Origin of the sequence: Massilia sp. PAMC28688 (genome assembly GCF_019443445.1) — a bacterium.
GTDB lineage: Bacteria > Pseudomonadota > Gammaproteobacteria > Burkholderiales > Burkholderiaceae_D > Telluria_A.
Genome location: NZ_CP080378.1, coordinates 1,014,829 through 1,033,829 on the forward strand (window position 1 = coordinate 1,014,829; position 19,001 = coordinate 1,033,829).

At 62.2% G+C, this 19,001-nt stretch carries 18 protein-coding genes and 1 riboswitch; of the genes, 7 read left to right on the forward strand and 11 right to left on the reverse strand.

All coding sequences use genetic code 11. The features are described 5' to 3' along the window. Nucleotides 1-132 precede the first annotated feature (132 nt). The 6 genes from KY495_RS04485 to thiC are packed head-to-tail and all read right to left on the reverse strand — an operon-like array spanning nucleotide 133 to nucleotide 5,124. Nucleotides 133-777, reverse strand: a complete 645-nt coding sequence (locus KY495_RS04485) for an ANTAR domain-containing response regulator (RefSeq protein WP_219882555.1) — start codon at nucleotides 775-777, stop codon at nucleotides 133-135. Nucleotides 778-821: 44 nt separating this feature from the next. Continuing rightward, on the reverse strand, nucleotides 822-1,457 hold the full coding sequence (thiE, locus tag KY495_RS04490; protein ID WP_219882556.1) for a thiamine phosphate synthase: 636 nt from the start codon (nucleotides 1,455-1,457) through the stop codon (nucleotides 822-824). 3 nt (nucleotides 1,458-1,460) lie between these two features. After that, entirely contained in the window at nucleotides 1,461-2,207 is a 747-nt protein-coding gene (locus tag KY495_RS04495) for a bifunctional hydroxymethylpyrimidine kinase/phosphomethylpyrimidine kinase (RefSeq protein WP_219882557.1), read from the reverse strand. Further along, nucleotides 2,204-2,986 (reverse strand): thiazole synthase, encoded by a 783-nt coding sequence (locus tag KY495_RS04500; protein ID WP_219882558.1) that lies wholly within the window; start codon nucleotides 2,984-2,986, stop codon nucleotides 2,204-2,206. The genes KY495_RS04495 and KY495_RS04500 overlap by 4 nt, the downstream gene beginning before the upstream one ends. A gap of 21 nt (nucleotides 2,987-3,007) precedes the next feature. Next, the gene (gene thiS, locus KY495_RS04505; RefSeq protein ID WP_219882559.1) at nucleotides 3,008-3,211 is read right to left on the reverse strand and encodes a sulfur carrier protein ThiS; all 204 of its coding nucleotides are present in this window, start codon (nucleotides 3,209-3,211) and stop codon (nucleotides 3,008-3,010) included. After that, nucleotides 3,211-5,124 carry a phosphomethylpyrimidine synthase ThiC gene (gene thiC, locus KY495_RS04510; protein ID WP_219882560.1) on the reverse strand — a complete coding sequence of 638 codons (1,914 nt, stop codon included), beginning with the start codon at nucleotides 5,122-5,124 and terminating at the stop codon, nucleotides 3,211-3,213. The genes thiS and thiC overlap by 1 nt, the downstream gene beginning before the upstream one ends. 62 nt (nucleotides 5,125-5,186) lie before the next feature. Then, nucleotides 5,187-5,292: riboswitch (TPP riboswitch) on the reverse strand. Between the two features lie 271 nt (nucleotides 5,293-5,563). Between thiC and KY495_RS04515 the strand changes: the two genes are divergently transcribed. The 5 genes from KY495_RS04515 to KY495_RS04535 all read left to right on the forward strand — a co-directional run bounded on the left by KY495_RS04515 (nucleotide 5,564) and on the right by KY495_RS04535 (nucleotide 14,369). After that, nucleotides 5,564-7,126: a S8 family serine peptidase gene (locus KY495_RS04515; protein ID WP_219882561.1), complete on the forward strand. Its 1,563-nt coding sequence runs from the start codon at nucleotides 5,564-5,566 to the stop codon at nucleotides 7,124-7,126. 343 nt (nucleotides 7,127-7,469) lie between these two features. Beyond that, entirely contained in the window at nucleotides 7,470-9,041 is a 1,572-nt protein-coding gene (locus tag KY495_RS04520) for a S8 family serine peptidase (protein WP_219882562.1), read from the forward strand. Nucleotides 9,042-9,405: 364 nt separating this feature from the next. Continuing rightward, the gene (locus KY495_RS04525) at nucleotides 9,406-10,980 is read left to right on the forward strand and encodes a S8 family serine peptidase (RefSeq protein ID WP_219882563.1); all 1,575 of its coding nucleotides are present in this window, start codon (nucleotides 9,406-9,408) and stop codon (nucleotides 10,978-10,980) included. Between the two features lie 116 nt (nucleotides 10,981-11,096). Beyond that, nucleotides 11,097-13,895 carry a valine--tRNA ligase gene (locus tag KY495_RS04530; protein WP_219882564.1) on the forward strand — a complete coding sequence of 933 codons (2,799 nt, stop codon included), beginning with the start codon at nucleotides 11,097-11,099 and terminating at the stop codon, nucleotides 13,893-13,895. A 30-nt stretch (nucleotides 13,896-13,925) separates the two neighbouring features. Continuing rightward, nucleotides 13,926-14,369, forward strand: coding sequence for a DUF2147 domain-containing protein (locus tag KY495_RS04535; RefSeq protein ID WP_219882565.1), 444 nt, complete (start codon nucleotides 13,926-13,928; stop codon nucleotides 14,367-14,369). Between the two features lie 38 nt (nucleotides 14,370-14,407). On the opposite strand, the gene KY495_RS04540 is transcribed toward KY495_RS04535, so the two are convergent. Together KY495_RS04540 and KY495_RS04545 are read right to left on the reverse strand one after the other, a co-directional pair. After that, a complete protein-coding gene (locus tag KY495_RS04540) occupies nucleotides 14,408-14,962 on the reverse strand; it encodes a M48 family metallopeptidase (protein ID WP_219882566.1) in 555 nt (184 codons plus the stop codon). A gap of 344 nt (nucleotides 14,963-15,306) precedes the next feature. Beyond that, on the reverse strand, nucleotides 15,307-15,786 hold the full coding sequence (locus tag KY495_RS04545) for a YaiI/YqxD family protein (protein ID WP_219884089.1): 480 nt from the start codon (nucleotides 15,784-15,786) through the stop codon (nucleotides 15,307-15,309). Nucleotides 15,787-15,887: 101 nt separating this feature from the next. On the opposite strand from KY495_RS04545, the gene KY495_RS04550 reads away from it, so the two are divergent. Both KY495_RS04550 and yidD read left to right on the forward strand, forming a co-directional pair. Next, on the forward strand, nucleotides 15,888-16,301 hold the full coding sequence (locus KY495_RS04550) for a hypothetical protein (RefSeq protein ID WP_219882567.1): 414 nt from the start codon (nucleotides 15,888-15,890) through the stop codon (nucleotides 16,299-16,301). Between the two features lie 59 nt (nucleotides 16,302-16,360). Next, nucleotides 16,361-16,777, forward strand: coding sequence for a membrane protein insertion efficiency factor YidD (gene yidD / locus KY495_RS04555; protein ID WP_219882568.1), 417 nt, complete (start codon nucleotides 16,361-16,363; stop codon nucleotides 16,775-16,777). On the opposite strand, the gene ruvB is transcribed toward yidD, so the two are convergent. From ruvB to ruvC, 3 genes are read right to left on the reverse strand one after another with little or no spacing between them, the layout of a single operon-like run. Further along, nucleotides 16,774-17,841, reverse strand: coding sequence for a Holliday junction branch migration DNA helicase RuvB (gene ruvB, locus KY495_RS04560; RefSeq protein ID WP_219882569.1), 1,068 nt, complete (start codon nucleotides 17,839-17,841; stop codon nucleotides 16,774-16,776). The two genes, yidD and ruvB, sit on opposite strands and share 4 nt — an antisense overlap. A 2-nt stretch (nucleotides 17,842-17,843) precedes the next feature. After that, on the reverse strand, nucleotides 17,844-18,419 hold the full coding sequence (gene ruvA, locus KY495_RS04565) for a Holliday junction branch migration protein RuvA (RefSeq protein WP_219882570.1): 576 nt from the start codon (nucleotides 18,417-18,419) through the stop codon (nucleotides 17,844-17,846). A gap of 15 nt (nucleotides 18,420-18,434) precedes the next feature. Then, the gene (gene ruvC, locus KY495_RS04570) at nucleotides 18,435-18,971 is read right to left on the reverse strand and encodes a crossover junction endodeoxyribonuclease RuvC (protein ID WP_219882571.1); all 537 of its coding nucleotides are present in this window, start codon (nucleotides 18,969-18,971) and stop codon (nucleotides 18,435-18,437) included. Nucleotides 18,972-19,001 lie beyond the last annotated feature (30 nt).

Genomic DNA, 19,001 nt, shown 5'->3' on the forward strand with positions numbered 1-19,001 from the left:
GACGGAAAGTCACCGCATGCTTTGCTTACTGTGGGGCAAAATTGTTCCGTGAAGGGATCTTACCCTACGCCGGGCACGTGTGCCTGACCCCGTGTAATTTTATTTAACGATGACATCCATAGCAAAAGACAATTACGACTTGCCTTTACTTATGCGGCTGGCAAAGCCGGCGTGCAAGCCATTGAGGGTTTCCTCGGCCGCCAGCAACTGTTCGGCAACTTCATTGATCTTGCGGCGGCTGGAGCGCGCGTGGTCGCGCAGGACTTCGAACGCGGTGTTGCGGTCGGTCTGGAATTTACCCATCAGCAGCCCGATGGCCAGGCTGGTTTCGCGGCCCGCGGCCAGGGCGGCATTCAGATTGGCTTCGGTGCGGCGCAGCTGGCGAATATCGTCGGCGCGGGCCAGCCCGGCCTCGAAGGCGGGCATCAGGCGCGCCGCATCCACCGGCTTGACCAGATAGCCGACGGCGCCATGGGCGGCGGCCTGCCTGGCCGATTCCGCATCTTCGACGGCGGACAGGAACATGAACGGCACGCTCGTTTCTGCCTTGAGCCGCGCTGCCAGTTCCAGCCCCGTCATGCCGGGCATAGTGATGTCGAGCAGGGCCAGGTCCGGCTCGCCCGCCGCCACTACCTGCAGTGCCTCGTCGCCGGAGGCGGCGGCCACCGTATCGTAGCCGGCGTGCTGCAAGACTTCGGTCAGGAATTCGCACAGCTGTGCGTCGTCGTCGACAATCAAAATCCGGCGCTTGGCGGCGGTGGCAGTGGCGATAGGCATGGGTCGAGGTAGCGGTGGCTGATGGTGAAAAGATTATACGGCCACTATGCATTCCCTGCACGTTCAGCCAGCTCGGCAAACAGGGCGCCAAAGGCACGCACCACGGCGCCCGGGTCGTGGGCCTGGTACACGCTGGTGATGGCAGCGACCATGTCGGCCCCGCGCGCCACCAGTGGGGCCGCGTTGTGCGGCGTCATGCCGCCGATGACCACCAGCGGTATTGACAGCGCCGCGCGCGCCTGGGTGAGAATATCGGGCGAGGTGGTAAAACTGTAGCGCTTGACGGGCGAGGGATAGAAGCCGCCAAAGGCGGCGTAGCTGGCGCCGTCGCGCTCGGCAGCGGCCGCCAGCGCCAAGTCGCCATAGCAGGAGGCCCCCACAATCTTGTCAGGCCCAAGCACTGCACGCGCCTCGCGCACCGAGACGTCGGTGCCGCCCACATGGACCCCGTCGGCGCCCAGCGTCATGCACAGCTCAATGTGGTCGTTGATGATCAGGGGCCGCGCGTATTGACGGCACAGGGCAAGCAGGGCCGTGGCCTGTTCGCACCGCAGTGGCGCGCCCGCTTCCTTGTGGCGGTACTGGACCATGGCGGCCCCGGCCTCGAGCCCGGCGCGCGTGTAGTCGATCAGGTTGGCGGTGTCGTCCCAGTTGGGCGTTACCAGATACAAGCCTTGCATATGCTACCTCGTGAAAGTGGACAGGAACCGGCGCGGAATGGATTGCCCGGGCCCGATGGAAAACGCGGTCGCGAGGCTCTGGTGGACGTACTCCTGCGCCGTGCCGAGCGCCGCTTCGAGCGTATCGCCGCGTGCCAGGCAGGCGGCAATGGCGGCGGCCAGGGTGCAGCCGCTGCCGTGAAACGCGCCCGGCAGGCGCGGCCAGCGCCAGGACCAGTGGCCGCAGCGGTTGATCACGTCCGCGCCCTCGCCATGCCCGCCCGTGACCAGCACGTGGCGGCAGGCGGCAAGATCAAGCGCGGCCGCCTCGCCCAGGTTGGGCGTGGCCACGCTGGCCAGCGCCAGCAAGGGTGCAAGCGCGGCGCGGGCATCGCCGCGTGCGAGCGCGTCGCCATGGCCACTGGCCAGCACCGGGTCCAGCACCACCGGCAACTGCGGCTGCCGCGCGCGCAGCATGGTGATGATGGCGGCAATGGCCTCGGCATTGGCGCGGTTGCCGGGGATGCCGATCTTGACCGCGTCAATGCGGGTGACCGCCATCAGTGCCTGCGCCTGGCGCGCGAGCAGGACCGCATCCACCGGTTCGACCGCATGCACGCGCTCGTGGTCCTGCACCGTCAGGGCGGTGACGATGGGCAGCGCATGCGCCCCCAGCGCCGCAATGGCCGTGATATCGGCCGCAATGCCGGCGCCGCCCGAGGGATCGAGCCCCGCGAACACCAGCACCGTGGCCGCGCCCTGCCCTGTCATGTGAAGCGCCCCGCCATGGGCGAGGAAGGCGATGCCGCAAAGCGGCGCGGCATGCGACCGGCCAGGTAAGCTTCGCGCCCGGCCTGCACCGCCAGCTTCATGGCGCCAGCCATGCGCACCGGGTCGCGCGCCAGGGCAATGGCGCTGTTCATCAAGACCCCGTCGCAACCCAGTTCCATGGCAATGGCGGCATCGGAAGCGGTGCCCACGCCGGCGTCCACCAGCACCGGCACTTCGCTTTGCTCGATGATGAGCGACAGGTTCCATGGATTGAGAATGCCCATGCCGGAGCCGATCAGGGACGCCAGCGGCATGATGGCCACGCAGCCGATCTGCTCCAGGATGCGGGCCTGGATCGGGTCGTCGCTGCAGTAGACCATGACGTCAAAGCCGTCCTTGACCAGCTGCTCGGCTGCGACCAGGGTTTCGGGCATGTGCGGGAACAGGGTCTTTTCGTCGCCCAGCACTTCGAGCTTGACCAGCTTGCGCCCGCCCAGCAGCTCGCGCGCCATCTGCAGGGTGTACACCGCGTCTTTCGCCGTGTAGCAGCCGGCGGTATTGGGCAGGATGGTGTAGCGCTCCGGCGGCAGCACGTCGAGCAGGCTGGGAGCGTCCTTGTCCTGGCCAATGTTCACCCGGCGGATGGCCACGGTCACAATCTGCGCTTCGGCGGCGTCGGTTGCCTCGCGCGTCTGCGCCAGGTCGCGGTACTTGCCGCTGCCAACGAGCAGGCGCGAGCGGTACTGCCTGCCGGCGATGGTGAGGAAATCGTCTTGCATTGTCAGTTCTCCCAATAGGTGTCAGCCGCCGCCGATGGCGCGCACGATGTCGATCTTGTCCTGGGCCAGCAGCACGCGCTGGGGCCACATCTGGCGTGGCACCACCTGGCGGTTGACGGCCAGCGCCACCGCCTGGGTGGGCACGTCCAGCTGGTCCACCAGTTCGCGCAGCGTGGTCCAGGTTTGCACGCTGCGCTTTTCGCCATTGACTTCAATGTCGATCATCAGGCCCTCCGATACAGCTCGGCGCCATGCTTGACGAATTCGATGGCCTTCACTTCCATCCCCTGCTTGAGTGCATCGGCCTCGGCAATGCCCAGGCCCGATGCATACTCGCGCACTTCCTGCGTGATCTTCATGGAGCAGAAGTGGGGACCGCACATGGAGCAGAAATGGGCCACCTTGGCCGAATCCTTGGGCAGCGTCTCGTCGTGGAATTCGCGCGCCTTGTCCGGGTCCAGGCCCAGGTTGAACTGGTCTTCCCAGCGAAATTCAAAGCGCGCCTTGGACAGGGCGTTGTCGCGGATCTGGGCACCCGGATGGCCCTTGGCCAGGTCGGCCGCGTGGGCCGCGATCTTGTAGGTGATGATGCCATCCTTGACATCGTCCTTGTTGGGCAGGCCCAGGTGCTCCTTGGGCGTGACATAGCACAGCATGGCGGTGCCATACCAGCCGATCTGCGCCGCGCCAATGCCGGAGGTGATGTGATCGTAGCCAGGTGCGATATCCGTGGTCAGGGGCCCGAGCGTGTAGAACGGCGCTTCGCCGCACTGTTCAAGCTGCAGGTCCATGTTCTCCTTGATGAGCTGCATCGGCACGTGGCCCGGGCCTTCGATCATGACCTGCACGTCGTGCTTCCAGGCGATCTGGGTCAGTTCGCCCAGGGTCTTCAGTTCCGACAGCTGGGCTTCATCGTTGGCGTCGTAGATGGAGCCGGGACGCAGGCCATCGCCAAGCGAGAACGACACGTCATACGCCTTCATGATCTCGCAGATCTCTTCGAAGTGCGTGTACAGGAACGATTCCTTGTGATGGGCCAGGCACCACTTGGCCATGATCGAGCCGCCGCGCGAGACAATGCCGGTCAGGCGCTTGGCCGTCATGGGTACATAGCGCAGCAGCACGCCGGCGTGGATGGTGAAGTAATCGACGCCCTGCTCGGCCTGCTCAATCAAGGTATCGCGGTAGATTTCCCAGGTCAGGTCTTCCGCCTTGCCATTGACCTTTTCCAGCGCCTGGTAAATGGGCACGGTGCCGATCGGAACCGGGCTGTTGCGGATGATCCATTCGCGCGTTTCATGGATGTGCTTGCCGGTTGACAGGTCCATCACATTATCGGCGCCCCAGCGGATGGCCCAGGTCATTTTTTCCACTTCCTCGCCGATCGAGGATGTCACGGCCGAGTTGCCGATATTGGCGTTGATCTTGACCAGGAAATTGCGGCCAATGATCATCGGCTCGATTTCCGGATGGTTGATGTTGGCGGGGATGATGGCGCGGCCGCGCGCAATTTCATCGCGCACGAATTCGGCCGTGATGGTATCGGGAATGCTGGCGCCAAAGGACTGGCCCGGATGCTGGCGCCCGATCAGGGCGGCGGTCCGCTGGCCCATGGGACCGGACGCGGCCAGCTGGGCCAGGTATTCCTGGCGCCGCAGGTTTTCGCGGATGGCGACAAATTCCATTTCCGGGGTGATGATGCCGCGCCGCGCATAGTGCATCTGGGTCACGTTGGCGCCCTTGACGGCCCGGCGCGGGGTGCGGTGCAGCTGGAAACGCAGGGCATCGAGCGCCTTGTCGGCCAGGCGTTCGCGGCCGTAGGCGGAGCTGGGACCGTCCAGTTCTTCGGTGTCGCCGCGCTCGATGATCCAGGGCAGGCGCGGGGTCGCCAGGCCAGAGCGGATGTCGATCACGGCCTGCGGGTCGGAATACGGGCCCGAGGTGTCATAGAGATACACGGGGGGATTGGGTTCGGCGCCAAACGAGGCCGGGGTATCGGCCTGGCTCACTTCGCGCATCGGCACGCGCATGTCGGGGCGGCTGCCCTGCACGTAGTATTTGCGCGAATTGGGAAACGGGGCGATCGCGGCCTGGTCGACGGTGGCCGTGGCGGAATCGAATTTTAACGGGGCATTCATGTGGCTCCTTTGGGTGCAGGAGCCAGCAAAGGAGACAGGAGTGTGGACGAGCGGGTGACGCGAACCATTCTCACAAGCTTCCCTTCGCTGGCATTATCCAGATCAGGTTCAGAGGGTGTTTCTCACCCGCGCCTCGCTGTGCGATTTGCAGGACCCCTAGCGTGTGCTGCCTTGTAGCAGCGGACGGATTATACCTGCCTTGGGCGCAAGGCAACATGGTTAGATGCTTAAAATTGATCAATGCTGCGCACGGAACCGTTTCGTTCTTAAAAAGTTCCGCAAAAATCTACTATATATATTCACGTCCGCTATAAAAAACCCAACAGTGGCTGAATTTGAACGCGCTTAGGATAAGGCCTCGTCCACCCGGCGACCCAACCTCGCGCCGGGCGCAGCCACTACCTGCGTCCGGGTTCGCGACCTATTCGGAGACTGATCCATGAAGCACCTCACCACCGGCCTCACGGCCCTGTCCCGTGCCGCGCAACTGTGCCTGCTGGCGGCCGCCTTCGGCACCAGCGCCGGCGTGGCGGCAGCCGATACCACCCGCGTCATCGTCGCATTCAAGCCGGGCGTGACGGCCCAGGCGCGCGCCGCCATCGAAGCGGCGCGCGGTGCAGTCCGGCTGGAACTGCCGGCCCAACACGCCGTGGCGGTTGAACTGCCGGCCGCTGCCGTCGCCGCACTCAGGCGCCAAGCGCACTTTGCCTACGTGGAAGAAGACGTCAGGCGCTATCCGCTGGCGCTCACTTCTCCTTCCAAAACACCCTATCTGCACGGCCAGCGGGTGCCATACGGCATTGCCATGGTGCAGGCTGACCAGCTGCCGGACACGCAGGCGGCCAACCGCAAACTGTGCATCATCGATTCCGGCATCGACCGCGCCCATGAAGACTTGCGCACGGTGCCTGCCGACGGCATCCATGACACGGGAACCGGCTGGTGGAATACCGATGAAAACGCGCACGGCACCCACGTGGCCGGCACCATTGCGGCGCTCAACAACGCGGGCACGGGCGTGGTGGGCGTGGCGCCCAACGGCCGCCTCAAGCTGCACATCGTCAAGGTGTTCAGCGCCGACGGCTGGGCCTATTCATCCACGCTGGCCAAGGCGGCGCAGCAGTGCGGCGATGCCGGTGCCCACGTCATCAGCATGTCGCTCGGCGGCGGCCTGCCGAGCCAGACCGAGATCCGCACCTTCCAGGCGCTCGCGCTCAAGGGCGTGCTGTCGGTGGCGGCAGCCGGCAACAATGGCAATTCCGCCGTGTCCTATCCGGCCGGCTACCCCAGTGTGATGATGGTGGGGGCGGTGGACGAACATCGGCAGTGGGCCGGATTTTCCCAGTTCAACCACCAGATGGAACTGGCGGCGCCGGGGGTGGAAGTACTGTCCACCGTCCCCATGCGCTCCGGCTCGGAACCGGCACTGACCGTGGCGCGCGTCACTTACAGCCCGGGCAGCATGAGCGGCTCGCCGCAGCGCAGCGCCAGCGGCGCCCTGGCCGACTTTGGCCTGGGCGACAAGGTGAACCCGGCTGTCGCGGGAAAGGTATGCCTGATTGCGCGCGGCAATATCGACTTTGCGACCAAGGTCGGCAACTGCCAGAACAGCGGCGGGGTGGGGGCAGTGGTGTATAACAATGTCGCAGGCGGTTTTGGCGGCACGCTGGGCGCGGCAGTGACGGTCATTCCATCAGTGACCGCCTCCGATACCGAGGGCGCGCGCCTGAAAACCCAGCTGGGCCAGGCCGCCACGGTCACGGTCACGCCGGTCCACTATGCCTACTTTGACGGCACCTCCATGGCCACGCCCCACGTGGCGGCGGTGGCGGCACTGGTATGGAGCTATTTCCCAAGGTGCAGCGCGAGCCAGATTCGCGCCTCGCTCAATAAAAGCGCGCTGGACCTGGGCAGCGCCGGATGGGATGACAAATTCGGCCATGGCCTGGTGCAGGCCAAGGCGGCCCACGACCGGATTGCCGCGAAAGGATGTGGCATCTAGCCGCCACGCTGACGAAGAAAGGACGCTGCGGCGTCCTTTTTTGCTCTAGCCCGCGCTGCACCGTGCCGTGCCGTACGGCAACTAAATGGTATTATTTTAACAATACAGCTGCAGGGGAGCGAAATAATATCACCAAATCTCACGCCGGCAATCGTGAAAACTACATTTCGAGACAATTGACGAACTAAACAACACATATTGCTTTGCAATAAATAAGTTGATTGATTGATCCAGGAATCCCCTCATACACTGCTTCGATTGCAGGCCCAGAAGGCTTCGCAAACACCGGCACGCGGGCCTACAGAGCCTGCGGCAACATATGACACAATTCTTGGAGAAATACATGAGGAAAAATCAGCCAGGCATGTCCACGATCGCTGCAGCAGTCAAGGTACTTGCCGCAACAGTCGCATTCGGCGTCATCGGCAACGCTGCTGCAGCCGCCGACACCACCCGCGTCATCGTGGCATTCAAACCTGGCAGCGCGGCCAGCGTGAAGTCGGCAGTGCATGCTGCCAAGGGCAATATCAAGCACGACATATTCGGCATGGACGCAATGGCCATCGAAGTGCCCTTGACGGCACTGAAGGGTTTGCAGCACAACCCCAATGTGGCCTACGTGGAAGAAGACGTGATTCGCCGCCCCTTCGCCAGCACCACCCCCTCGACCGGCACACCCTACCTGCTGGGCCAGAAAGTCCCTTACGGCATCAAGCAAGTACAGGCTGACCTGCTGCCCGATACCTACGTGGCCAACCGCAAGGTGTGCATCATCGATTCCGGCATCGACCGCGCCCATGAAGACTTCGTCGGTTCCACCACCAATATGACCGGTGAATACGATGCCGGTACCGGCAACTGGTACACCGACGAGAACAGCCACGGCACCCACGTGGCCGGCACCATTGCCGCCGTCAACAATGGCGTGGGCGTGGTCGGCGTCAATGCCAACAAGCGCATCAAGCTGCACATCGTCAAGGTATTCGGCAAGGATGGCTGGGCTTACTCGTCCTCGCTGGCCTCGGCTGCCAACAAGTGCGCCGCTGCCGGCGCCAACGTCATCAGCATGTCGCTCGGCGGCGGTGCGTCCAACCTGACCGAGCAAAATACTTTTGCCAACCTGCAGAGCAAAGGCATCCTGAACATCGCCGCGGCCGGCAATGACGGCAATACCGTCGTATCCTACCCTGCCGGTTACAGCAGCGTGATGATGGTCGGTGCCATTGACGAAAATCGCCAGTGGGCCACCTTCTCCCAGTACAACAGCCAGATGGAACTGGCCGGTCCCGGCGTTGCCGTGGTGTCCACCATTCCGACCAATACCGGTACCGAGCCAGCCCTCAAGGTCGGCACCAGCACCTATGCCCCAGGCGCCATCACCGGCTCCCCGGTCAAGACTGCCACCGCGCCCCTGGCCAATTTTGGCCTGGGCGACGTGGTGACCACGACCATGACGGGCAAGGTATGCCTGATCCAGCGCGGCACCGTGGACTTTGCGACCAAGGTGGGCAACTGCCAGAAGAGCGGCGGCGTGGGTGCGGTGATCTACAACAATGTCGCCGGCGGCTTTGGCGCCACCCTGGGCACGACCGTGACCACCATTCCATCGGTCACCGCCAGCGATACCGAAGGCGCTGCCATGAAGAATCAGCTGGGCCAGAGCACGACGGTGGCACTGAAAACGAGCAGCTACGCTGCCCTTGATGGCACTTCGATGGCAACACCGGCCGTGTCGGGCGTGGCCGCCCTGGTGTGGAGCTACTTCCCTACCTGCACCGGTTCGCAGATCCGCACCTCGCTGATCAAGTCGGCAATGGACCTGGGCACGGCAGGCCGTGACGTCAAGTATGGCTATGGCCTGGTCCAGGCGCGGGCCGCGTATGACCGCATCCGTACCTATGGCTGCGGCGTGTGATGAGCCCCTGATGGAAAAAAGGACGCCGAGGCGTCCTTTTTTTTCTACCTTGCACTGAAAGAAACATTATTTATCTAGCACCAACGATGTTTCCTGCGACAGCATAATATCACCAAATCTCACAGGCGCAAGGGGGCGCGCTACAAATTGATGACATTTGGCAGACAATACAACACTTGTTGAGTTCGCTAGAGAACTCGATTGATTCCTCTAAATAGTTCGGATTACAGTGGATTCATTGCTGGTTTACCAGACCGGCAAGAAAATGCGACCAAGGTCACCGACCGCGGTTGTCAAGCTGATTGCACGCCGGCCTACAGAGCTGAGCGGCACATAAATAGACTATCTTTCTCGGAGAAACACCATGATGCAAAGCAAGAACGGCATGTCCTCGATCGCTGTAGCGGTGAAAATGTTGGTTGCCACCGTGGCAGTAGGTGTTATCGGCACTGCATCGGCCGCTGACACCACCCGCGTAATTGTCGCGTTCAAACCAGGCGCCGCTGCCAATATGAAAGCGGCGGTCAAGGCTGCCAAAGGCAACGTCAAGCACGAAATTTTCGGCATGAACGCCATGGCCATCGAAGTGCCGGCCGTTGCCCTCAAGGGTTTGCAACACAATCCAAACGTGGAATATGTGGAAGAAGACGTGATCCGCCGTCCATTCGCCCTGACCTCGCCGTCGACCGGCACCCCTTATGCCACCGGCCAGCTGGTTCCTTATGGCATCGTGCAAGTCCAGGCTGATCAGCTGAGCGACATTAACGCCGGCAATCGCAAGGTGTGCATCATCGATTCCGGCATCGACCGCGCCCACGAAGACTTCGCCGGCTCCACCGCCAATATGAGCGGCCAGTACAACTCGGGCACCGGCAACTGGTACACCGATGAAAACAGCCATGGTACCCACGTGGCCGGCACCATCGCTGCCATCAACAACGCCGGCAAGGGCGTGGTGGGCGTCAACGCCAACGGCAAACTGAAGCTGCATATCGTCAAAGTGTTCGGCGCCAACGGCTGGGCATATTCGTCGACCCTGGCCAGCGCCGCCAACCAGTGCGGCACTGCCGGCGCCAATGTGATCAGCATGTCGCTGGGCGGTGGCCGTTCGAGCAAGACCGAGCAGCGTGCCTTCGATTCCCTGCAGAGCAAGGGCATCCTGAATATTGCAGCTGCCGGCAATGACGGCAACACCGTGATTTCGTATCCAGCAGGTTACAACAGCGTGATGATGGTCGGTGCCGTGGACGAGAACAAGGCCTGGGCTGACTTCTCGCAGTACAACGCACAGGTGGAAATTGCCGGTCCTGGCGTGGGCGTGCTCTCGACGGTGCCGACCAATTCCGGTTCCGAGCCAGCCCTGAGCGTGGGTGCAACGACCTACGCACCGGGCGCGATGGATGGTTCGCCAATCAAGCTGGCCAGTGGTCCCCTGGCGGACTTCGGCACGGGCGAAACCTCGTCTGCCGGTTCGATGAGCGGCAAGGTCTGCCTGATCGCACGCGGCAATGTCGATTTCGCCACCAAGGTTGTCAACTGCCAGAACAGCGGCGGCGTGGGCGCCGTGGTCTACAACAACACGGCCGGCGCGTTCGGCGGCACGCTGGGCGAGGTCGCAACGAGCATCCCATCGGTCACCGCTACCGATACCGATGGTGCTGCCATGAAGGGCCAGCTGGACCAGAGCGCCACGGTCGGCGTCAAGCCAACCAGCTACGCTTACTTTGACGGCACCTCGATGGCGACCCCGCACGTGTCGGCTGTTGCCGCCCTGGTATGGAGCTACTTCCCGACCTGTACCGGTGCGCAGATCCGCGCCTCGCTCACCAAGAGCGCGCTGGACCTGGGCCCTGCCGGCCGCGACACCAAGTACGGCTTCGGCCTGGTGCAGGCAAAAGCTGCCCACTCGCGTATCGCGTCGCTGGGCTGCGGTAACTAAGCATTCCCTGTCGGGATCAAAAAAGGACGCTGCGGCGTCCTTTTTTTTGCGCTGCAGCGTTACCCGGCAGCAGTCCTACTATAATGGTTCTTTTCGCAAAAATTACACGACAAACCATGGAATTAGCCAAGTCTTTCGAGCCCGCCGACATTGAACAGTTTTGGCGCACGGAGTGGGAAAAACGCGGATACTTTACCGCCACCCTGGACGCCGACAAGCCCTCGTTCAGCATCCAGCTGCCGCCGCCGAATGTGACCGGCACCTTGCACATGGGTCACGCCTTCAATCAGACCATCATGGATGGCCTGACACGTTACTACCGCATGCGCGGCTACAACACGGCATGGGTGCCCGGCACCGACCACGCCGGCATCGCCACCCAGATCGTGGTGGAACGCCAGCTCGACGCACAAAAAATTTCCCGCCATGACCTGGGGCGCGAAAAGTTTGTCGAGAAGGTATGGGAGTGGAAAGAAAAATCCGGCAACATCATTACCGGCCAGATGCGCCGCATGGGTACCTCGCCCGACTGGCAGCGTGAATACTTCACCATGGACGAGCCACGCTCGAAGTCGGTCACCGAAGTATTCGTGCGCCTGTTCGAGCAGGGCTTGATCTACCGCGGCAAGCGCCTGGTCAACTGGGATCCCAAGCTCGGCACCGCCGTGTCCGACCTGGAAGTGGTGTCGGAAGAAGAAGATGGCTCGATGTGGCACATCAAGTACCCGTTTGCCGACGGCAGCGGTTCCATCACGGTCGCCACGACGCGTCCTGAAACCTTGCTGGGCGACGTGGCCGTGGCGGTGGATCCGACTGACGAGCGCTACAGCGCGATGATCGGCAAGATGCTGCAACTGCCCCTGACCGGCCGCGAAATCCCCCTGATCGCCGACGAATACGCCGACAAGGCGTTTGGCACCGGCTGCGTCAAGATTACGCCTGCGCACGACTTCAATGACTACCAGGTGGGCCAGCGCAACAAGCTGCCGATGATCTGCGTGCTCACGCTGGACGCGAAAATCAGCGACGAAGCGCCAGCAGCCTACCGCGGCATGGACCGCTTTGCCGCCCGCAAGCAGATCGTGGCCGACCTCGATGCCCAGGGTTTGCTGGTGGAAGTCAAGCCGCACAAGCTGATGGTGCCGCGCGGCGACCGCACCGGCGTGGTGATCGAGCCGATGCTGACCGACCAGTGGTTTGTGGCCATGAGCAAGCCGGCGCCGGAAGGCACCTTCTTCCCGGGCCAGTCGATTGCCGAAGTGGCCCTGGAAAAAGTGGCCAATGGCGAGATCAAGTTTGTACCGGAAAACTGGAACACGACCTACAACCAGTGGCTCAACAACATCCAGGACTGGTGCATTTCCCGCCAGCTGTGGTGGGGCCATCAAATTCCTGCCTGGTATGACGACGCGGGCCATGTCTTCGTGGCGCGCACGGCCGAGGAAGCCAAGGCCAAGGCGGCCGCAGCCGGCATCACGGCCGAACTGCGTCGCGATGACGACGTGCTCGACACCTGGTTCTCGTCCGCCCTCGTCCCGTTCTCGACCATGGGCTGGCCCGAGGACACGGTCGACATGCGCACCTTCCTGCCCTCTTCCGTGCTGGTCACGGGCTTTGACATCATCTTCTTCTGGGTCGCGCGCATGGTCATGATGACGGCGCACTTCACGGGCAAGGTGCCGTTCAAGACCGTGTACGTGCATGGCCTGGTGCGCGATTCGAGCGGCCAGAAGATGTCCAAGTCCAAGGGCAATACGCTGGACCCGATCGACCTGATCGACGGCATCGACGTGGAAGCGCTGGTGGCCAAGCGCACGACCGGCCTCATGAATCCGAAAGATGCCGAGAAAATCGCCAAGGCCACGCGCAAGGAATTCCCCAACGGTATCGCCGCCTATGGCAGCGACGCCGTGCGTTTCACCATGGCCAGCTACGCTTCGCTGGGCCGCAACATCAATTTCGACCTGGGCCGCTGCGAAGGCTACCGCAACTTTTCCAACAAGATGTGGAACGCCACCCGTTTCGTGTTGATGAACACGGAAGGCCACGACTGCAGCGCCAATCCGGCCGCGCTGTCACAGGCCGACCGCTGGATCATTTCGCTCATGCAGCGCGCGGAACTGGAAGTGGCCAAGGGTTTCGAAGATTACCGCTTCGACAACATCGCCGCCGCCATTTACAAGTTTGTATGGGATGAGTACTGCGACTGGTACCTGGAAGTGGCCAAGGTGCAGGTGCAGCAAGGCACGCCGGGCCAGCAGCAAGCCACCCGCCACACCCTGCTGAGGGTGCTGGAAGTGATCCTGCGCATGGCCCACCCGATCATCCCCTTCGTTACCGAAGCGCTGTGGCAAACCGTGGCCCCGCTGGCTGGAAAGCAACTTGATACAGCTGGAGACTCGATCATGCTCCAGCCGTATCCAATTGCCGACGAGACGCTGATCGATACCAGCGCCGAAGCGTGGATGGCCCAGCTCAAGGCACTGACCGACGCCACCCGCAACCTGCGCGGCGAAATGCAGCTCTCGCCATCGGTGCGCGTGCCCTTGATCGTGGAAGCGCAGGACGATGCCGACCAGCAGCGCCTGCAAGCCTTCGCGCCTTACATCCAGTCGCTGGGCAAGCTGTCGGAAGTCAATATCGTCAGCCAGTTGCCGGAATCGCCGGCCGCGGTATCGATCGTGGGCACCACCAAGCTGATGCTGAAGGTGGAGATTGACGTTGCCGCCGAGCGCGAGCGCCTGTCGAAGGAAATCGCGCGCATCGAAGCGGAGATTGCCAAGGTCAATGCCAAGCTAGGCAATGAAAGCTTCGTGGCCCGGGCCCCGGCGGCCGTGGTGGCGCAGGAAAACGAACGGCTCGTCAATTTCTCGGCGACGATTGCCAAACTGCGCGAGCAATTTGCTAAACTTTAAGCCGTTCTCACGCTTTCCAGGGGCCGGACCATGAAACAATTTCTGTGCGCAAGCGCGCTGGCTGTCATTGCGGCCTTGCCCGCCTGCGCCCAGGAGCTCTCTCCGGTGGGCTTGTGGAAAAACATTGACGATATCACGGGCAAACCCAAGGCCTTGATCCGGATTGTCGAGGCCAATGGCGAGGTGCAGGGCAGGATTGAAAAGCTGTTCGTGGCACCTGGCGAAGATCCCCATCCGCGCTGCAGCAAGTGCACCGGTGCCAACCGTGACAAGCCCGTCATCGGCATGGTCTTCATGTCGGGCCTGCGCAAGGATGGCAGGGATTACACGGGTGGCGAAATCATCGATCCCGATGACGGCAAGGTTTACCGCAGCAAGCTGACGGTGGTGGACGGCGGCAAGAAGCTCAACGTGCGCGGCTACATTGGCATGCCCATGTTCGGGCGCTCCCAGATCTGGGTGCGGCAAGAGTAGCCTGCCCGCTCACGCTGGCTCCGCCTTCCGCCTTTACATCACAAGCTGGCCTTCTCGCCCGACGACGCCGCACCAGTTGCCTTGCTAATGACGTCTTCCTTGGTGCGGATCCCCGTTCCCGGGATATAGACTTTGTACCCATCAGGCAGGCGTGCTGCGCCAGCTATAGCCGCTGAAAAATTTCCCAGCATGAGTTGTGCCGCGGCGCTGAACATCAGGGAAGAATTTGTGTAATAGCTGCTGTCCGCTGCCGCGTCTGCCCTTACCGCTTTCCGGAAATTTTCCACCGCATCAGCGGCGTCGCCCGCCTGCAATTGCAGGATGCCCAATGCATGAAAATCAGCCGGCTCGCAGGGGAACGCACGCACAACCTGCTCCAGGTCGGCGATAGCTGCCTTGATATTTCCTTGGTGACTGAAGATAGCGGCGCGCTGGCGCTGAGCGGCAATGACTGCCATGTCATCTTGCATTAGCCGGTCGCACAAGGCCAGAGCTTTAGTGTAGTCACCTTTGCATGCCATTGCGTAGGCGGTATCAAGCACCGCGTCAAGCTCCCCATCGGAGCCAGGCCTGTCGTTATTGGGCATCATCATTAACGCTTTCCATAGTCAACCATATTGCCGCCACACTGTTCGCTGACCAGTCCACGAGCGCAGCTCTCGATGTCAGTATAACCAGCCGTGACGTGACGGGAATCTTCTTTATAACGTGGGTTAGCAGGTTGTCCATTGAACAAAAATTTCCGACAGAGATGCCTGGCCTCAGACCACTGCCGATCACAATCGGCGATACCAGGCTTGGTTCTTGGCACCATCACTCAAGCCCACTGTGGCCAAAAATAGGTCTATTCATTTCCGGCTGCCCATATGCTCTCCCTGATGAAGCATCAGACAGCAAAAAAAACCCAAGCGTCGATGCGTCCGGTAAGCTGTTGAGCTCACTCAAGCGGTCGGCGCAAGCCCTCGCCAAGTTTGGCATAGCGCGCCAGATGGCGGTCGAGCGCGTTGGCAAAACTCTGGCGGTCGGCCTGGCTGAACGGCGCCGGTCCGCCCGTATCCACGCCGCTGCCGCGCAACTCATCCATGAACTTGCGCATGGTGAGCATTTGCGCGATGTTGTCGTTGGTGTAGAACTCGCCGCGCGGATTGAGGGCATAGCCACCCTTTTCCAGCACGTCCGAGGCCAGCGGAATATCGCCCGTGACCACCAGGTCGCCGGGCGAGAGCAGGCGCACGATTTCCGCATCGGCCACATCAGGACCGGACGGCACTTGCACCGAGCGCACAAAGCGCGACGCCGGCACCCGCATGAGCTGGTTCGCCACCAGGGTGACGTTCAATTGCAGGCGCTCTGCCACGCGGTACAAAATTTCCTTGATCACTGCCGGACAGGCGTCCGCATCCACGTAAATCTGCATCATTGCTGTGTCCATCCCATACGCCAACGTGGCGCCATGATTTTCATGATCATGTTATTTTTAAATTAATTACACCAACTCCGTCTGGATTAGACCTCAACATGTTTTACCTCAGAATTTTGTCGTTCCTGGCTGGCAGCGCCGTCTTGCTTGGCGCCCCCTTCCTCATGCTCAGCGCCCGCGCCGGGCTCGCTTCCGGCCACGTTTTCCTGGTCCTGCTGGGGACCATTGCCGTGCTGCTGTTCGGTTTTGCCTACTTCTTTGTGGCACTTGCCGGGCACCGCACCGTGCGTTCCCAGCGTTTGCGCACCGCAACCGGCGCGCTGCTGGCCTTCCAGTTCGTCTCCGGCGGCGTCCTGCTCGCATTGTCCCAAAATTCCCAGCTACTGATGGCTTGCGGTGCCTTGCTGTGCGTGTCCGTGTTCCTGTTCCTGGCCTTTGTCTACCCGGGCGAGTTGCCGCGCACCCATCGTCCCATGCGCCGCCGCGACACGGCCGAGATGCTGCCCAACTGACTACTGGCAATTTCCATTGTGCTAAGCTTGGCATCTTTACAGATGCCAAACTTGGCCCCATGCTGACCTACCTTGCGCTCGCCGCGATCCGCCTCTACCAGACCGTGCTGTCGCCCTACAAGGGCTTTCGCTGCGCCTACGCGGCAACAACCGGTTGCGCGAGCTGTTCCACCCTTGGCTACCGCGCGATCCGCCGCTTCGGACTGTTTGACGGCTTGATCGTGCTGCAATGGCGTTTCGAGGAATGCGGCAAGGCTTACCGCCGCAACAGGCCCAGGCGCCCGATGGCACTGGGACACCAGCGTGGCGACTGCGACTGCGGCGGCTGCGATGCCATCGACCTCGACTGCTGTTCATGCGACCTCGGCTGGAACAAGGACAAGCGCTCGCGCCGCCGCAACAGGCAACCGGCCGGCACCACGTGGCGCCGCTTCACCCATGAACTCATGCGCAAAATGCGCAAAATGCCACCTTAGCGTCCGCCGCCCGTGTCCCACAGGTCGCCGGTAGCGCTCATGCGCGGCACGGCCACGCCAAAGTGCTGGTAAGCCAGCGGCGTGGCAATGCGCCCGCGCGGGGTGCGCTGCAGGTAGCCCTGCTGGATGAGAAACGGTTCGAGCACGTCTTCGATGGTGTCGCTCTCCTCGCCAATGGCGGCGGCCAGATTGCCGATGCCGACCGGCCCGCCGCCGAACTTGAACAGCACCGCTTCCAGCAGCTTGCGGTCCATGATGTCGAACCCCACCTTGTCCACATCGAGCATCAAGAGCGCCGCGTCGGCCATGGCCTTGGTGATTTCGCCGGTGCCCTTGACTTCTGCATAGTCGCGCACGCGCCGCAACAGGCGGTTGGCAATCCGCGGCGTGCCGCGCGCGCGCAAGGCAATTTCGCGTGCGCCATCTTCCACGATGGGCGCGCCCAGCAGGGCGGCGCTGCGCGTGACAATCCGCGTCAGTTCCGTCGCGTTATAAAATTCCAGCCGCGCCACGATGCCGAAGCGGTCGCGCAGGGGATTGGTGAGCATGCCGGCGCGGGTCGTGGCGCCCACCAGCGTAAACGGCTGCAAGTCCAGCTTGACCGAGCGCGCGGCTGGTCCCTCGCCAATCATGATGTCGATCTGGTAGTCTTCCAGCGCCGGGTACAGGATTTCCTCCACCACGGGCGAGAGGCGATGAATCTCGTCAATGAAGAGCACATCGTTCGCTTCCAGGTTGGTGAGAATGGCGGCCAGGTCGCCCGGACGCTCAAGCACCGGGCCTGAAGTCTGGCGCAGGTTCACCCCCATCTCACGGGCAATGATGTGGGCCAGCGTGGTCTTGCCCAGGCCGGGCGGACCGAACAGCAAGGTGTGATCCAGCGCCTCCTTGCGCTTGCGGGCGGCGGCAATGAAGATTTCAAGCTGGCCGCGGATTTTCTCCTGACCTACATATTCGTCCAGCTGCTTGGGCCGCAGGGCGCGCTCGATCGCTTCCTCGTTGGGCGAGGCTGGCGTGGCCGCGATCAGGCGCGCTTCACTGAAATTGTCGGTCTGGATACTCATCCTTATCCCTTGGACAGCGCCTTGAGCGCAAACTTGATACCGTCGGAAACACTGCTACCGGCGGGCATATTCTTCAGGGATGCCACAGCTTCCTTGTCCGAGTATCCCAGCGCCAGCAAGGCATTGAGGATATCCGATTGCGCGTCCGGCTGGGCTCCCGCGACAGCGCCGATATCGGCACCGAGCTTGCCCTTCAGTTCCAGCAGCAGGCGTTCGGCCGTCTTCTTGCCGATGCCGGGCACTTTGACCAGGCGCCCGGCTTCCTGCAGCGTTACCGCCTGGGCCAGGTCGGCAACCGTCATCCCCGACAGGATAGACAGCGCGGTGCGGGCGCCGACTCCCGTAATCTTGATCAGCTGGCGAAACACTGCCCGCTCGTTGGCATTGCCGAAACCGAACAGCAGGTGCGCATCCTCGCGGATGGCCTGATGGGTAAACAGCGTGACTTTTTCACCGGTGTGCGGCAAGTTGTAATAGGTACTCATCGGCACATCGACTTCATAGCCGACGCCATTGCAGTCGACCAGCAGTTGGGGCGGATTCTTTTCAAGCAGAATTCCGGAAATACGTCCGATCATGGGAGCTTTCTACAGTTAAACAAGACGGCCGCGCTTCATGCGCAAGCCCGAGAATGCGGGCGCCATGGCCCCGATCAGCGCCAGCGCGTCGACACTGTTGGCGTGGCAGATGGCAACGCCCAGTGCATCGGCGGCATCGGCGCCGGGCAAGCCGGGCAAGACCAGCAGGCGCGCCACCATGTCCTGCACCTGTTCCTTGGCCGCCTTGCCGTGGCCGGTGACGGCTTGCTTGACTTGTAGCGCCGTGTACTCGGCCACGGCCAGGTCCGAGCCCACCAGGGCCGTGATGGCCGCGCCCCGGGCCTGGCCCAGCAGCAAGGTTGACTGGGGATTGACGTTAACGAAGACTTTTTCAATGGCGGCGCAGTCGGGACGGTAGGTCCGCACGATTTCACCGATGCCATGCAGAATAATCTTGAGGCGCCCGGGCAACTCGCTTTCGGCCGCCGTCTTGATGGTGCCGGAAGCGATGTAACGCAGCTGGTTGCCCCGCTTTTCAATAAGTCCGAACCCCGTGGTGCGCAAGCCCGGATCAATGCCAAGAATAATCATTACCGAATGGTATACCGCCCGGCAAGTTTG

Coding starts and splice junctions, on each gene's coding strand:
- KY495_RS04500 (WP_219882558.1), bottom strand. CDS start 2,986: ATGCAAGACGATTTCCTCACCATCGCCGGCAGGCAGTACCGCTCGCGC.
- KY495_RS04540 (WP_219882566.1), bottom strand. CDS start 14,962: ATGATGATGCCCAATAACGACAGGCCTGGCTCCGATGGGGAGCTTGAC.
- ruvA (WP_219882570.1), bottom strand. CDS start 18,419: ATGATCGGACGTATTTCCGGAATTCTGCTTGAAAAGAATCCGCCCCAA.
- thiC (WP_219882560.1), bottom strand. CDS start 5,124: ATGAATGCCCCGTTAAAATTCGATTCCGCCACGGCCACCGTCGACCAG.
- KY495_RS04545 (WP_219884089.1), bottom strand. CDS start 15,786: ATGCAGATTTACGTGGATGCGGACGCCTGTCCGGCAGTGATCAAGGAA.
- KY495_RS04530 (WP_219882564.1), top strand. CDS start 11,097: ATGGAATTAGCCAAGTCTTTCGAGCCCGCCGACATTGAACAGTTTTGG.
- KY495_RS04525 (WP_219882563.1), top strand. CDS start 9,406: ATGATGCAAAGCAAGAACGGCATGTCCTCGATCGCTGTAGCGGTGAAA.
- KY495_RS04550 (WP_219882567.1), top strand. CDS start 15,888: ATGTTTTACCTCAGAATTTTGTCGTTCCTGGCTGGCAGCGCCGTCTTG.
- KY495_RS04515 (WP_219882561.1), top strand. CDS start 5,564: ATGAAGCACCTCACCACCGGCCTCACGGCCCTGTCCCGTGCCGCGCAA.
- KY495_RS04535 (WP_219882565.1), top strand. CDS start 13,926: ATGAAACAATTTCTGTGCGCAAGCGCGCTGGCTGTCATTGCGGCCTTG.
- ruvC (WP_219882571.1), bottom strand. CDS start 18,971: ATGATTATTCTTGGCATTGATCCGGGCTTGCGCACCACGGGGTTCGGA.
- KY495_RS04495 (WP_219882557.1), bottom strand. CDS start 2,207: ATGACAGGGCAGGGCGCGGCCACGGTGCTGGTGTTCGCGGGGCTCGAT.
- ruvB (WP_219882569.1), bottom strand. CDS start 17,841: ATGAGTATCCAGACCGACAATTTCAGTGAAGCGCGCCTGATCGCGGCC.
- KY495_RS04485 (WP_219882555.1), bottom strand. CDS start 777: ATGCCTATCGCCACTGCCACCGCCGCCAAGCGCCGGATTTTGATTGTC.
- KY495_RS04520 (WP_219882562.1), top strand. CDS start 7,470: ATGAGGAAAAATCAGCCAGGCATGTCCACGATCGCTGCAGCAGTCAAG.
- yidD (WP_219882568.1), top strand. CDS start 16,361: ATGCTGACCTACCTTGCGCTCGCCGCGATCCGCCTCTACCAGACCGTG.
- thiS (WP_219882559.1), bottom strand. CDS start 3,211: ATGATCGACATTGAAGTCAATGGCGAAAAGCGCAGCGTGCAAACCTGG.
- thiE (WP_219882556.1), bottom strand. CDS start 1,457: ATGCAAGGCTTGTATCTGGTAACGCCCAACTGGGACGACACCGCCAAC.